The organism is Achromobacter sp., assembly GCF_032102605.1.
GTDB lineage: Bacteria > Pseudomonadota > Gammaproteobacteria > Burkholderiales > Burkholderiaceae_B > Achromobacter.
Map to the genome: position 1 here is coordinate 195,241 of NZ_DAMDGT010000002.1, position 14,326 is coordinate 209,566.

Annotated in this window: 9 protein-coding genes and 1 other RNA gene; all 10 read right to left on the minus strand. The window is 67.2% G+C overall.

What is annotated here, in order from left to right; all coding sequences use genetic code 11:
• Positions 1-5 precede the first annotated feature (5 nt).
• On the minus strand, positions 6-800 hold the full coding sequence (locus RT614_RS05565) for an ABC transporter permease (protein WP_313620862.1): 795 nt from the start codon (positions 798-800) through the stop codon (positions 6-8).
• A 3-nt stretch (positions 801-803) separates the two neighbouring features.
• The gene (locus tag RT614_RS05570) at positions 804-1,613 is read right to left on the minus strand and encodes an ABC transporter ATP-binding protein (RefSeq protein ID WP_313620863.1); all 810 of its coding nucleotides are present in this window, start codon (positions 1,611-1,613) and stop codon (positions 804-806) included.
• Positions 1,606-2,646 carry an ABC transporter substrate-binding protein gene (locus tag RT614_RS05575; RefSeq protein WP_313620864.1) on the minus strand — a complete coding sequence of 347 codons (1,041 nt, stop codon included), beginning with the start codon at positions 2,644-2,646 and terminating at the stop codon, positions 1,606-1,608. Before RT614_RS05575 ends, RT614_RS05570 begins: the two co-directional genes overlap by 8 nt.
• A 12-nt stretch (positions 2,647-2,658) precedes the next feature.
• A complete protein-coding gene (locus RT614_RS05580; protein WP_313620866.1) occupies positions 2,659-3,918 on the minus strand; it encodes a CoA transferase in 1,260 nt (419 codons plus the stop codon).
• A 67-nt stretch (positions 3,919-3,985) separates the two neighbouring features.
• Positions 3,986-4,594 carry a recombination mediator RecR gene (recR, locus tag RT614_RS05585; RefSeq protein WP_313620867.1) on the minus strand — a complete coding sequence of 203 codons (609 nt, stop codon included), beginning with the start codon at positions 4,592-4,594 and terminating at the stop codon, positions 3,986-3,988.
• Between the two features lie 22 nt (positions 4,595-4,616).
• On the minus strand, positions 4,617-4,943 hold the full coding sequence (locus RT614_RS05590; protein ID WP_013395612.1) for a YbaB/EbfC family nucleoid-associated protein: 327 nt from the start codon (positions 4,941-4,943) through the stop codon (positions 4,617-4,619).
• Between the two features lie 43 nt (positions 4,944-4,986).
• Complete coding sequence (gene dnaX / locus RT614_RS05595) at positions 4,987-7,467, minus strand: DNA polymerase III subunit gamma/tau (protein WP_313620868.1); 2,481 nt, start codon at positions 7,465-7,467, stop codon at positions 4,987-4,989.
• A 152-nt stretch (positions 7,468-7,619) separates the two neighbouring features.
• An RNA gene (ffs, locus tag RT614_RS05600) (signal recognition particle sRNA small type) lies at positions 7,620-7,717 on the minus strand.
• Positions 7,718-8,172: 455 nt separating this feature from the next.
• Complete coding sequence (locus RT614_RS05605; RefSeq protein ID WP_313620870.1) at positions 8,173-11,625, minus strand: UvrD-helicase domain-containing protein; 3,453 nt, start codon at positions 11,623-11,625, stop codon at positions 8,173-8,175.
• A 3-nt stretch (positions 11,626-11,628) separates the two neighbouring features.
• Positions 11,629-14,292 carry a PD-(D/E)XK nuclease family protein gene (locus tag RT614_RS05610; protein ID WP_313620872.1) on the minus strand — a complete coding sequence of 888 codons (2,664 nt, stop codon included), beginning with the start codon at positions 14,290-14,292 and terminating at the stop codon, positions 11,629-11,631.
• Between the last annotated feature and the right edge of the window lie 34 nt (positions 14,293-14,326).

Below are 14,326 nucleotides of genomic sequence, written 5' to 3' on the forward strand. Positions count from 1 at the left end.
GTTGCCTACAGCTTTTCGGTTTCGCCCGACTTGGGCTGCCACTTCATCAGGCGCTTTTCGCCCACCCCGACGATGGTGTCCAGGATCAGCGCAAAGGCCGTCAGCACGATGATGCCCGCGAACACGGTGTTCACGTCGAAAGTGCCCTCGGCCTGCAGGATCAGATAGCCCACGCCGCTGGCAGATCCCAGGTACTCGCCCACCACCGCGCCCACGAAGGCCAGGCCCACGGACGTGTGCAGGCTGGAAAACACCCAGCTGGTGGCCGACGGCAGGTAGACATGGCGCAGCAATTGACGCTGGCGCGCGCCCAGCATGCGGGCGTTGTCCAGCAAGGTGGGACTGACTTCCCGCACGCCCTGGTAGACGTTGAAGAACACGATGAAGAACACCAGCGTCACGGCCAGCGCGACCTTGGACCAGATCCCCAGGCCGAACCACATGCCGAAGATGGGCGCCAGGATCACGCGCGGCATCGAGTTGGCTGCCTTGATGTAGGGATCGAGGATTGCGCTGGCCCGCGGCGACAGCCCCAGCCACAGTCCGAACCCAAGGCCGGCGACGGTGCCGATGAAGAACGCCAGCACGGTTTCGCTGAGGGTCACGGCCAGGTGGCCGTAGATATCGGCATTGGTGACGAACCAGGCCCAGATGCGACCCCACACCTTCAGCGGTTCGCCGAAGAAGAAGGCCACCTTGGGATCGCGCGATGCGAAATGCCAGACGGCGAGGATGACGACGAGCAGCAGCAACTGCCAGAAGCGCAGGCTGGCGGAACCGGGTTTGATCAGTTTGGCCATGGGTCAGGCTCGCTTCTGTTGGGCATAGCCCTTGAGCACTTCTTCGCGCAGCACGCCCCAGATGGCGGCGTGCAGTTCGACGAAGCGCGGGTCGATGCGCACTTCCGCCACGTCGCGCGGACGCGGCAGGTCGATCGTGAACTCTCCGATGGGATGGGTGCCCGGGCCGGCCGACAGCACGATCACGCGATCGCTCATGGCGATGGCTTCGTCCAGGTCGTGGGTGATGAACAGCACCGCCTTGCGCTTGGCCATCCACAATTCCAGGACTTCGTTCTCCATGAGCTGGCGCGTCTGGATGTCCAGGGCGGAGAACGGTTCGTCCATCAAAATGATGTCGGGGTCGCGGATCAGCGTCTGCGCCAGCATGGCGCGCTTGCGCATGCCCCCGGACATCTGGTGCGGATAGCGGCCCTCGAACCCGCCCAGGCCGACGCGGCGCATCCATTCGCGGCCCTGGTCGAGCGCTTCGGCGCGCGGCACGCCGGCGAATTCCAGGCCGGCGATCACGTTGTCCAGCGCGCTGCGCCACGGCAGCAGCGCCTCGCCCTGGAACATGTAGCCCGCGCGGACGTTGATGCCGTCCAGCGGCTTGCCAAAGACCTTCACCTGCCCCGAGGACGGCGCCAACAAGCCGGCGCTGACGTTGAGCAGGGTGGACTTGCCGCAACCGGTGGGCCCCACCACCGACACGAACTCCCCTGGCGCGATGGCCAGGGTCGTGTCGCTGACGGCGGTGTAGCGCTGGGAACGGTCATCACGCGAGACAAAGGTACAACTTATGTTTTCCAGCGACAGCGCGGCTTCAGCCATTTGCGTACTTCTCGTTGGCGCGGCGCGCGAAATCGTTGGTCCACACTTTCGACGGGTCGACCTTGGACGCGTCGAAATCGGCCTGGTAGGCGGCCAGCGCCTTGAGCGCGGTGGCGGCGCCGTCTTCAGGAATGATGCCGTCGGGCGACAGGCCCTCCATGCTCTTGGCGAGCGCGGCCTTGTACACGGCAGGATCGCCCAGCAGATAGGCTTCCGGCACGACCTTGGCGATTTCCTCGGGGCCGGCCTTCTGGATCCACTTGTCGGCGCGGACGATGGCGTTGGTCAGCGCCTGGGCGGTGTTGGGATTGGCGTCGATGAAGGCCTGCGGCGCATACAGGCAGCCGGCCGGCATGTTGCCGCCGAAGATGTCCTGCGTGTCCTTGAGCGTGCGCGTGTCGACGATGATCTGGATTTCACCGGGCATTTCCAGCATGGAAACGACCGGGTCGGTATTGGAGATGGCGTCGATCTGGCCGCTGCGCACGGCGGTGACCGCACCGGCGCCCGCGCCCACGCCGATGAAGGAGACGTCGGACGCCTTCAGGCCATGCTTGGCAAGGAAAAAGCTGACCACCATGTTGGTGGAGGAACCCGGCGCGGTCACGCCGATCTTCTTGCCCTTCAGGTCAGCCGGGCCCTTGTAGTTGGGCAGGTTCTTCTTGGAGACGCCCACGCCGATCATCGGCGCGCGGCCCTGCAGCACGAACGCGCGATAGGCCTGGCCCTTGGAGTGCATGGACAGCGTGTGCTCGAAGGCGCCCGACACCACATCGGCGCTGCCGCCCACCACGGCCTGCAAGGCCTTGGAGCCGCCGGCGAAGTCGGCGATGCTGACGTCCAGCCCTTCGTCCTTGAAGTAGCCGCGCGCTTCCGCGATGGTCAGCGGGAGGTAGTAGATCAACGGCTTGCCGCCGACTGCGATCTGGACCTTGGACTTTTCAAGCTTTTGCGCGCGCACGATGGCGGGGGCCATGCCCATGACGCCGGCTGCGCCGGCCATCTTGAGCAGTTCACGGCGGGTGACTGACATTTGGTTTGTCTCCTAGTTGTCGGGTTTACCGATAGCGCCGGTCTTCGCCAGCTCGTCGATAGCCGCTGAATCATACCCCAGCGATTTCAGGACTTCCTCGGTATGTTCCCCTAATTCCGGGCCCACCCAGCGCGTTTCGCCGGGAGTCTCGGACAGCTTGGGAACCACGGCCGGGAGCTTGACCGGACTGCCGTCCGCCAGGCGATGCTGCTCGATCATGCGGCGCGCAAGAAACTGCGGATCGCTGAACATGTCGGCCACGCTGTAGATCTTGCCCACGGGCACGTCGGCGCGTTTGAGCGTGTCGAGCGCCGCTTCGATGCCGCGCCCGTCGCACCATTGCTGGATGGCGCCGTCGATCTCGGCGACGCGGCGCGCGCGGCCGTCGTTGCGCACCAGGTCCGGGTCCTCGGCCAGGTCGTCGCGGCCGATCGCCCGCATCAGGCGATGGAAGATCGCGTCGCCGTTTCCGGCAATGACGATGTTCTGGCCGTCCTTGGTGGTGTAGGTGTTGGACGGCACGATGCCCGGCAGCGCGCCGCCCGTGCGCTCGCGCACCACGCCAGCCACGTCGTATTCGGGAACGAGGCTTTCCATCATGTTGAACACGGCCTCGTAGAGCGCCACGTCCACCATCTGGCCCTGCCCGGCGCTGCATTCGTCGCCGGTCTTTCCGTTCCAGCGTCCGCCCGTGGCGTCGCGGTGACGCAGCGCCATCATCGCGCCGATCACGCCATGCAGCGCCGCGATGGAATCGCCGATGGATATGCCGACCCGCAGCGGCGGGCGATCCGGGTGGCCGGACACGTAGCGCAGGCCGCCCATCGATTCACCGATGGCGCCAAAGCCGGGCTGGTCTTTCATCGGGCCGGTCTGTCCATAGCCGGACAGGCGCACCATGATGAGCGCGGGATTGATGGCCCGGAGCTGTTCGTAGCCCAAACCCCATTTTTCCAGCACGCCCGGCCGATAGTTCTCGACGACCACGTCCGCGTCCAGCGCCAGCTTGCGGGCGATCTCCTGGGCGCGCGGATCTTTCAGGTTCAGTGCGATGGATTGCTTGTTGCGGGCCTGCACCGTCCACCACAGGGAATTGCCCTCGTGCAGATGGCGCCAGCTGCGGATGGGATCGCCGCCGCCCGTGCCGTCGGGCCCATGCGGGGTTTCCACTTTGATGACGTCGGCGCCGAATTCGCCGAAGATGCGCGCGGCGAACGGGCCGGCGATGAGCGTGCCGAGTTCCAGGACTTTCAGTCCGGTCAGCGCTGACATGGCTTGTCTTCCTCACATTGTTGTCGCGCCGATGCGTTGCCGGCAGGACGTTCTGGTACCGCGAGCGTCAGGTGGTCTTGCGCTCCATCAGGGCCCAGGCGATCGTGCCCGCGTCGACGTATTCCAGTTCGCTGCCGGCCGGCACGCCGCGCGCCAGGCGCGTGACTCGCAGGCCGCGCTCGCCCAGCGCCTCGCCCAGGAAATGGGCGGTGGTTTCGCCTTCGGCGGTGAAGTTGGTGGCAAGGATGACCTCTTGCACTTCGCCGTCGGTCGCGCGCTTGATCACGCGGTCGAAATCCAGTTCACGCGGGCCGATGCCTTCAAGGGGCGCCACGCGCCCCATCAGCACGTAGTACAGGCCACGGTAGCCGTGGCTGGACTCGATCATGTTCTGGTCGGCCGGCGTTTCCACGATGCAAAGCAGCGTGGGATCGCGCTTGGGATTGGAGCAGGTGCCGCAGACTTCGTCTTCCGAAAAACTGTTGCAGCGCGCGCAGTGCTTAAGATCACGCACCGCGCCCTCGAGCGCGCGGCCCAGCATGTCCGCGCCTTGCGGATCATGCTGCAACAGGTGATAGGCCATGCGCCTGGCCGAGCGCACGCCCACGCCGGGCAAGCGCCGCAGCGCCTCGATCAGCGTGACGAGCGGTTCGGGTTCGGGCAGTAAGGGATCCATTGCAGCCTGCGGCAACCGGTGATCAGAACGGCAGCTTCATGCCCGGGGGCAGCGGCATGCCGGCCGTCACCGAGGCCATTTTTTCCTGCGAAGTGGCTTCGGCCTTGCGCAGCGCGTCGTTGAACGCGGCAGCGACCAGGTCTTCCAGCATGTCCTTGTCGTCGCCCAGCAGCGACGGGTCGATCGCGACGCGCTTGACGTCGTGGCGGCAGGTCATCGTGACCTTCACCAGGCCGCCGCCCGAGGCGCCTTCGACCTGGATGTCGGCCAGCGCGTCCTGCGCCTTCTTCATGTTTTCCTGCATCTGCTGCGCCTGGCGCATCAGACCGGCGAGTTGTCCTTTCATCATGATGGGAGCTTCCTTGAACAGGGGATTGGGTTTTGCCGCCGCCTCAGGCAGCGGCCGGGGAATCAACGTGGCGAATCGAGCCAGGCACGACATGGCCGCCGAAATCCGCCAACAGTGCCTGCACGAAAGGATCGACGGACACCGCATTTTCGGCGGCCAGCTGGCGCGCCGCGCTTTCGGCCTGCGCCACCGCGTATGCCGTGGCGTCGCCGGTGACGCCGACCCGCACATCCAGGCGTATGCCCTGCCCGAAATGTTCGCACAGGACCGTCTGCAGGCGCACGCGGCTTTCGCTTTCGGCCAGGGTCTTGACAGCCACGCGCAGGATGACCGCATCGCCCTGCACACCGTCCCATTCGCTTTGGCGCGCCAATTCGGAGGCCAGGCCGGTCACGGGAAGGCGCGCGGCCAGTTCAGGCCACGATGCCGAGTCCATGTCGGCCAGCCGCGCGCGCGATTGGCGTTTGCGCGCGGGCGCCGGCTTTTCGTTCCGGACGGCTGACGGCGCGGGCGCCGGCGAAGGCGCGGTGGCCAGTGTTTCGAAATCGTCGTCGGGATCGGACGTGAAGCCGCTGTCCGGCATGAACCCGCCTTCGGCTTCGAAGGGAATTTCTTCATCGACCCAGGACGGCGGGCCATCCGCGTCGTCGGACTGCGCGGGCGCCACGGCCGCTGCTGCCGGCGTGACGGCGAGGGCAGCCGAGCCTTGCGGCTTGCCGGAAGCAGCCGCAGAGGGGGCGGTGTCCGCGGCCACGGATTCGGTCGTTGCAGCTTCGGCTGCCACGGATTCGGTCGCAGCGGCTTTGGCTGGCGCAGTTTCGGTTGCGGCAGCTTCGGTTGCGGCAGCACCGGCTGCCGCAGCATCGGTTGCCGCAGCACGGGCTGCCCCAGCACGGGCTGCCCCAGCATTCACATCCGATGGCAGGTCTTCCCAAGGCGGCACGCTACTGCCTTCGGCCGATTGCGGCGCGGGGGCGGTCGCGAGACCTTGGGCCGCACCACCGGTTTCAGCGGCGGGACGTGCAACTGGGGCGGGCGCTGTCGGCTGGTTCTCTGTTTGCCGCGACTCGACGGAAGCGGGCGGCACGGATGCAGCCGGCGTCTCGTGCGGTTCGGATGCCGCAGAAGCCGAGGAGGCGGCAATCGCGGGACCGGACGCCGCCGCCTCGACTGCGGGGGCCGTGGCGGCTTGCGCGGTTGAGGGCGCCGCAATGGAGGCTGCGGCCGCGTCCTGGACGGAACCGGAAGTTGAACCCGCGGCAGGCGAACCTGCGGCGGGCGATCCTGCGGCAGGCGACCCTGCGGCGGCCGGCGCCGCCAAAGCGCTTGCGACGGCCGCTGCAGCAACGGCTGCACCAGCGGGCGCGGCGCTGGCTGCCGCCGCTTCCGCCGTCTGGCGAGCGGGCACGGCGGGCGCCTGCAGGGCGGTCTGCGGTCCAGCGTCGCCATTGAGCGCCAGCATGCGCAGGCACGCCATGATGAATCCCGCGTACTCGTCGGGCGCCAGGGTCAATTCGCCCCGGCTATGCACCGCGACGGAGTAGAACAATTGCACCGCGTCCGGGTGCAGGGCCTGCGCGAGCCTCGCGATGTCGGCGGCCAGCGGATCTTCAGCCGCAGTGACGCCGGTCACGCGCTGCTCGATCGCCACGCGTGACAGCAGCACGGCCAGATCGGCCAACGCACCCGCATAGGAGAGCCCGCGGATCGCGAGTTCGTCGGCTACTGCCAGCACACCCATGGCGTCGCCAGTGGACAAGGCGTCCAGCAGACGGACGAGATGGCGCTGATCGATGGTGCCGAGCATGCCGCGCACGGCGTCTTCGGTCAGGTTGCCCGCGCTGTAGGCAATGGCCTGATCGGTCAGAGACAGGGCGTCGCGCATCGAACCGGAAGCCGCCTGGCCAATCAGGCGCAGGGCGGGAACCTCGAATCCGACGTCTTCCTGCCCCAACACCGCCTGCAAATGGCCGACGATGGAATCGGCGGGCATCTGCTTCAGGTTGAACTGCAGGCAGCGCGACAGGACCGTCACCGGAATCTTCTGAGGATCGGTGGTGGCGAGGATGAATTTGACGTGCGGCGGCGGTTCTTCCAGCGTCTTGAGCATGGCGTTGAACGCGTGCCCGGTCAGCATGTGGACTTCGTCGATCATGTAGACCTTGAAGCGCCCCGCTCCGGGTGCGTAGACCGCCTGCTCCAGCAACTGCGTCATTTCCTCGACGCCGCGGTTCGAGGCCGCGTCCAGCTCGAGGTAATCGACGAAACGCCCGGCATCGATTTCCGTGCAGGCGCGACAGACGCCGCAGGGCTTCGAGGTGATGCCGGTTTCGCAGTTCAGCGATTTGGCCAGGATGCGCGAGAGCGTGGTCTTGCCGACGCCTCGGGTTCCGGTGAACAGCCAGGCGTGATGCAGGCGTTGGGTGTCGAGCGCGTGGGTAAGCGCGCGCACCACGTGATCCTGCCCCACCAGGGTATCGAACGATCGCGGCCGCCACTTGCGGGCCAATACCAGATAAGTCATGGCTGGATTGTAGAGCCTGATTGTTGAACCCGTTGATCGAGCGGACTGGAATGCAAAGGGGACGGGCTTATTCCCGTGGAATGAATCCTTGGAAAATAACCCCGTCCCCTCTGAAAGCGGTGTAGCAAACGCTACCTGCTTTGAAAAATCCGGTTGGCGAGCCTTACTCCGGCACTGACCCTAAACGACTATGGCTGCTTCGTTCCCGACCTGACCAGGTTCACCGTCGAACCATGCGAAGGGGCCCGCCAGTCGAGATTCTATCAGAGCTGCGCTTCGCTCGCTTGATAGAACCTCGACTGGCGGGCCCCGAGGGGCAATATGTGCGCCCCCTCCCCGGCCCTCCCCCCGAGGGGGAGGGGGTGGAGGTCTCGCTTCGCTTGCCCTCTTCGGCTCGCTTCGCTTTGCCGCGCTATGCGAATGGAGGGTTTGCTTCTTGCGGTGGGTCTCGCTTCGCTTGCCCCTTCGGCTCGCTTCGCTTTGCCGCGATATGCGATTGGACTCTCGGCTTTTTACGGTTGGGTCTCGCTGCGCTTGCCCCCCTCGGCTCGCTTCGCTTTGCCGCGATATTCGATTGGACTGTCGGTTTTTGCGGTGGGGCGCCTGGTTGATGCGACGTGTTTCACCGTATCAACCAATTCTGATCAACGACCTTTGCGCGACGCGCGTGGAATTTTCTGTTTGGGGGGCGCTTGTCGTTCCGCTTTACACCGTCAAATCAATCCATGCCTTTGCGCGCGGGAAATACAGGGCGGCGCGGGCGCTGCGGCCGTCCAGGGCTGTGACTTGGGTGCAGTAGCGCTGCAGTTGGTCGCCGTGTCGTTGGCGCATTCGGATGGCGAAGGCGGTTGCCGTTTCTCCTGGGTGGGGCCGGCCGGTTTTGTAGTCGACGATTAGCCAACCGTCTTCGGTGCTGAGGGCCAGGTCGATCACGGACACCTTGCCTGCTGCGTCGATCAGGGGCCATTCGCGGCGGGCGCCGGATTGGGATAGGAGCCATAGGCCACGGTCGTCTGCGAGGGTGGCTTGCAGGGTTTCTAGGACGGCTTCGGCCGCTGCGTCGGCTTGGCTGGCCGGGATGCCGGCGCGGGTCAGCTGGCGGCGCATGGCGGGCAGGCGTTGGGCCAGGGCGTCTGCGGGCCAGGCGTTTGTTCCGTCCTGGCCGATGCGCGCCAACCACGCGTGTGCCAGCGTGCCGATGGCGGCGTCGTAGCCGGCTTCGAGTTGCCAGGCGGGGTGTTCGGCGGCGTCGTCCCAGGCGCCGCGTGCCGTGGTCGCAAAGCCGGCGCTCATGGTGACGCTGGTTTGGCGTTGCAGTTGCGCCAGGCCGGTGCGGTCCACGCGGCGCAGGGGCTCGCCCTGCAATTCCGGCGCGTCCACCGCTTCCGCGGCGGGCTCGCCGTTCAGGGACGGGGGCGCAGGCGGGATCAGGCAAGGCCACAGGCGGCCCAGCAGGCTGGCTGCGGGCGGTGGCTTGGCCTGGCCTGTGGCGTCGTCGACCGACACGTGGCCGACCAGGTGCAGGCGCTTGCGCGCACGCGTGGCTGCCACGTAAAGCAGCCTGTCGATTTCGTAAGACGCGCGGCGCGCTTCGCGGGCGCCCAGGTAGCGCGAGACCGGGTCGGCCTCGGTTTCGGCGCGGGGTTTTACTGGGCCGAACAAGACTCGCCCGCCGCTTTGTTCGAAGCGTACGAGCGGGGCCTGGTCGCCGCGGGGCGCTCGGTGCAGGCCATAAAGGATCACGGTTTCGAACTGCAAGCCTTTGGACTTGTGCATGGTCATGATTTCGACCGCGCCCTCGTCTTCGTCGGCGGCGTCCGGGGCTGCGAAAAGGCGTGAAATGCCGGCGTCCAGCGCGGCCACGTCGATGTTGCCGTGGGGCGCCAGGCGCTCGATCAGCTGGAACAGGCTTTCGGCGTCATTGGCCACCGACAGGCCCGCGTACAGCCCGGGCCCGCCCAGGCGACGCCACAGCGATTCCACCCATGCCGCGAACGGGATCGCGCCCGACGCATTGCGCTTGTCGAGCAGGACCGCCGCGACCTGGCGCAGGCGCGCATGCTCGTCGGGGCCCAGCAAGGTTTGTGCGGACGGTGCTTCAGGTTCCGCCGGGGACGCGTCGAACAGCGAGCCTTGCGGCCCGGCGTCCGCCGTCACGGCCGGGGCTGCTTGTGGCGTCATGCGCAGAGCGCGTTCCAACAGGACGGGCACCGGCGTGATGTGGTCGTCGCCAAAGAGGCGTTGCAGGGACTGCAGCGTCAGGCCGCAATACGGCGCGCGCAGCACGGACAGCCATGCCATGCGGTCGGCCGGATGCGACAGCGCACGCACGAGCTGCACCAGATCGGCCACGACCGGCCGCAAGGCCAGCGGCACAAGGTCGACGGCGCGGCAGCGTATGCCATCCTGCGCAAGCCGGCGGGTCAGGTTGCCCAGGTGGCTGCGCGCGCGCACCAGCACCGCCACCGGGTGCTTGGCGCCCTTGTGGTCGATCAGCGCCTGGCGCACCAGGCCCACGGCAATGTCCTCGGCCTGCTCTTCCGCCGGCTGTGCGCCATCTCGCGACCACGCCGGGTGAAAGCGCACAGCGGGGTCGGACAAGGCCGGATGGAAGGCCGTGGACGGGCTGTAGGCGATCGCGCCCGCGGCCGCGTCGCTGCGCCGTGGCAGCAAATCCGCGAACGACTGGTTCACCCAGTCGACGATGCCGGCCTGCGAGCGGAAATTGTCCGTGAGGTTGAGGAAATCGGGCTTGACCTCTCCGACGCCGATGTCGGCCACTTCCAGGAACAGGCCGACCTCTGCCTTGCGGAATCGGTAGATCGACTGCATGGGGTCGCCCACCAGGAACAGGCTGCGGCCGTCGCCTGCCTGCCAACCCGAGGTCAGCGTGCGCAACAGGTCGAGTTGCGTCTGGCTGGTGTCCTGGAATTCGTCGATGAGCAGATGCCGGATGGACGCGTCCAGCTTGAGCAGCAGCTCGCCGGGATCGTCGGCGCTGCCCAGGGCGGCCGCGGCGCGCTGGGCGATCTCGATGAAATCCACCTCACCCTGATCGGCGAAACGCAACCGCAACTGCGCCACGGCCAGCGCCAGCGTCATGAGCTGGGCGCCCAGCACTTCCCATTGCGCGTCCGTGAAATGCGGCGCCGGGATGTCGCGCACCGCGTGCAGGCGCCGCACCCAAACCGCTTGCCCATCGGCGCTTTCCAGCCACGCCACGAAGGGCTCTTTGTGCGCGCACTTGGCCGGGAAGCCCAGGTTCTTGTTGACGGTCTTGCGCAGCGAGCCCGTGCCGGTCAGCAGCAGATGCGCCACGGCGCGCCACGCATCCAGTTGCTCGGCGTCGGGAAGAAGTTCTTCGGTCCAGTCCAGCAAGGCCACTAGCTTGTTGTCTTCGCCGCTGTCTTGCAGGTTCGCGGCGGCCAGGCGCGCCGAGCCGCATAGCGCGTCGGCCCAGCCGTAGGGCATCGCGGCGCACAAGGCGTCCAGGTCTTCTCCGATGGCCTCGGCCAGCGTGGTCTCCATGGCCTCGCGGTCGGAGCCGTGGCGCAGGAGCGGCAGCCATTGGTCGCGCTGGCCCAGCATGTCCGCGATGGCGTCCTTGGCCGCCTGCACGTCCACGTCCAGGTGCTTGAGCAAGATGCGCACGGCTTCGTAGTCGTCGGCCAGGTCCAGCGTGGCGCGAGCCGCGGCCTCGTAGTGCGACCGGGCATCGTCGGTGATGTCGGGCATGCCGCCCAATTCCGAGAGCCAGGGCATGCTGCGCACAAGCCCGGCGCAGAAGGAATCGATGGTGCGGATGGCAAGGCGGGCCGGATGATCCAGCAGATGCCAGCCTTGTTCTGCATTGCGCGCCAGCGCCGCGCGGGCCAGATCCCAGCTGCGGCGTTCATGCGCGGCCTCGGGCGGCGCGTCCAGCCCGCGGCGCAGCTTGCTCAGCACGCGCGCATGCATTTCGGACGCGGCCTTGCGCGTGAACGTGATGGCGACGATCTCTTCGGGGCGGTTCACCGTGGCCAGCAGGGCCAGGATGCGATCGGTCAGGAGTTCGGTCTTGCCCGACCCCGCCGGGGCCTGCACCAGGAACGAACGGGTCGGATCCAGCGCATCGGCGCGCGCGGCGTGGTCTTGCGGCAGGCGGTCTTGTTCGGCCATGGCTTACGCGTCCTCGTCGTCAAGATGCAAACGCAGGAACGGCAGTGCATCGCAGTATTTGAGATCGTCGCGCCGGTAGGCCACGTTGGCCGCATACCCGGCGACGTATTCATCGGCCAGCGCTTCAATCGCGACGCGCCAGCGCTGGCGGATATCGGGCCATGACAGGCCGTCAAAGAACTTGCTTTCGCTGGCCAGCGTGACGCCCGGCATGCCCAGGTCTTCATCGGCCAGGCCTTGCGCGGCGATCTGCCGCGCATGGATCTGCGCCAGCACCAGGCCCGCGGTTTCGCCATCTGCGGCATCGGCCAGCACTGACGCGTAGAACGGCAGTTGCACGTTGACGGGACGGCTGCGCGACCAATCCGGTTCCGGCTTGGCCGCCGCCACGCCAGTCTTGTAGTCGACGATGACGTTGCGTCCATCAGGCAGGCTGTCGATGCGGTCGAGCCGCAGCTTCAGGTTCAGCGCGCCACGCTGCCATTGATGGTTCTTTTCGACCTGAGCCACCGCGAACGGCAGGCGCTGCGCCTCCATATCGAGCCACGACGCCAGCACGGTTTGAGCGCGCTGGCATTCCAGCGTCCGCAAGGCCGGCGCGTACTCTTTGAGTTCTTCGTCCGCGGCTTGCGCGACCGCCTGTTCGAGCAGTGCGGACAAGCGGCCAGAGGCAAGCTGTTCGTGCAGCGACTCCTGGTCGGGCATCATGCCCCACACCAGTTCCAGCGCCTTGTGCAGGAATTGGCCGCGCACGTTCACGGTGGCGGCGTCGGCGTAGGGAGCGAGCTCGCGGCCGCCCAGGCGGTGGCGCACGAAAGCCCAGAGGGGATTGCGCGCCTGCGTGTCCAGCACGTCCAGGCCGCCGCCGCCGCGGTTGCCCGCCGCCAGCGGTGGCCCTTGCGAGTCGTCCAGCGATTCCTGTGGCAGGACCGGCTGCGCGTCCGTTTGCTCGGGCGCCCAATCGGTCAGGCCGAGCGCCGCGATCAGCGGCGACGGGCGCAGTTCGCGCTCGCCGTCCATGTGTGCATGACTGACGATGATCTCGGGCGCGCAGCGGCAAAGCGCCGCATACATGCCTTCGGCCCATTCGCGCTCGCGCTCGGGCGTGGCGCGCGGCGCCCGGGCCTGGCGCAGGACGGCCAGCGGCAGCAGCGGATTGGGCTTGGGCGAAGCCGGCAGCACGTCGTCGGTCAGGCCAAGCAGCCACACGCCATCCCAGTAGCCGCCTTCGGCTTCCAGCAATCCCAGCACGTCCAGCCGGGCCAGCGGGTCGCGCTGCGGCTGGAACGAGGAAGAACACGCCACGCTTTGCAGCAGGTTCACGGCAGCCACGCCGCCCAGGCGGCCGGCGGCCGGCGCCAGCGCCGAAAAACTGCCAAGGGCATCGCCCAAGGCGCCCATGACTTGATAGCCCACGCTGTCCAGCGCCGCTTCGCCAGGAAAGCCCAATGCCGTCAGCGCGGCCTTCATGCGCAGCATCCAGACATCGCAGGTGGCCTGACGGCCGCCCTGCGTCCAGATTTCCGTGGCACGGTTCCAGGCCTGCGCCAGCGCGGGGACGTCCCCGAGCAGCCGGCGCAGTTCCTGCGGATTGACGTGCATTTGCCCTTGGCGGCGCCACCGCGCATCGATGGCGGCCAGACGCGCCCGGTCGCGCACGTCGCTGGCGCAATGACCCGCCAGCAAGGCGGCGCCCAGCACGTCCACGCCGCACCCCTTGCCCAACGCGCATTCGGCCAACGCGCGCAACCAGGCCAAGGCCGCGCGCGCCATGGGCCATTCGTCCAGCGGCCTGCCGACCGCGACGTTGAACGCGAAGGCGGACGCGCCATCACGGCCTGCCAACACGTGGCCCAGCACGCGACGCGCAAAGGGAGACTCGGCTTCAAGCTGCGGCGAGACGATGGCGTAGCGGCCTGAAGGATTGGCCTTGAGCTGGCTGGCTGCCCACGCAGCCGCCGCGCGCCATTCGGCGCCCTGATCCGCGGCTTCAAAGCGCCGCGCCACGGACTGCACGCGCTGGGCGTCGCGCCATTGCGCGACGTTCGTTCCTTGTGCTTCGAAAGCTTCCAACAAGCGCTGGAAACGCGGAGAGATATCCGTGAACCCTGCCAGCACGAGCTGCCCCGGCGTAGCAAGCCGGCCGTCTTCCAGCGCACGCAACACGCGCGCATAGCCCTGGTTCGCGTCTTCGGCGTCGATGCCGGCCAGGGTTTGGCGATAGCGTTCGCGCCAACGAGCAAAGCCGCGGTATTCGTCGGTGTCCGCGCCGGACGGCACAACCAGCGCCCATTCATCCATCAGCAGGTCCGCGTCCATCGACAGCCGCGCGGCCTGGCTGGCGTCCAGCAGCACGCGTTCAGCCTCTTCGGCGCGTATCGCTTCCGTCCAGACGAGCTGCGTGGCAAAACTGTCCAGCCGGTAAGCGGGCACGTCGTCGTCGGCCTCGAACGCAAGTTCGTTGGCGGACTCGGCCAGCCACGCGGACAGCGGCAGGATGCGCGGCAATTCGCTGACCTGGCGCTCTTGTCTAAGCAGCCCGGCCAATTCAAGCGTTAGCCGGCGCGACAAGCGATTGTTCACAGTCAGCACCAGCGTATCGGCGGCGGGCAAGCCGGCGATGTCAGGCAGCGAAAAATCGGGGTAGGAAGACGATGCGTCCTGCATGGGCACCCATAAAAAACGACGAAGAAACTCCGCC

What these genes read in the sequence shown, in the direction of transcription:
- dnaX (WP_313620868.1), bottom strand. Translation starts at nt 7,467, where the DNA reads ATGACTTATCTGGTATTGGCCCGCAAGTGGCGGCCGCGATCGTTCGAT.
- recR (WP_313620867.1), bottom strand. Translation starts at nt 4,594, where the DNA reads ATGGATCCCTTACTGCCCGAACCCGAACCGCTCGTCACGCTGATCGAG.
- RT614_RS05570 (WP_313620863.1), bottom strand. Translation starts at nt 1,613, where the DNA reads ATGGCTGAAGCCGCGCTGTCGCTGGAAAACATAAGTTGTACCTTTGTC.
- RT614_RS05565 (WP_313620862.1), bottom strand. Translation starts at nt 800, where the DNA reads ATGGCCAAACTGATCAAACCCGGTTCCGCCAGCCTGCGCTTCTGGCAG.
- RT614_RS05610 (WP_313620872.1), bottom strand. Translation starts at nt 14,292, where the DNA reads ATGCAGGACGCATCGTCTTCCTACCCCGATTTTTCGCTGCCTGACATC.
- RT614_RS05605 (WP_313620870.1), bottom strand. Translation starts at nt 11,625, where the DNA reads ATGGCCGAACAAGACCGCCTGCCGCAAGACCACGCCGCGCGCGCCGAT.
- RT614_RS05580 (WP_313620866.1), bottom strand. Translation starts at nt 3,918, where the DNA reads ATGTCAGCGCTGACCGGACTGAAAGTCCTGGAACTCGGCACGCTCATC.
- RT614_RS05575 (WP_313620864.1), bottom strand. Translation starts at nt 2,646, where the DNA reads ATGTCAGTCACCCGCCGTGAACTGCTCAAGATGGCCGGCGCAGCCGGC.
- RT614_RS05590 (WP_013395612.1), bottom strand. Translation starts at nt 4,943, where the DNA reads ATGATGAAAGGACAACTCGCCGGTCTGATGCGCCAGGCGCAGCAGATG.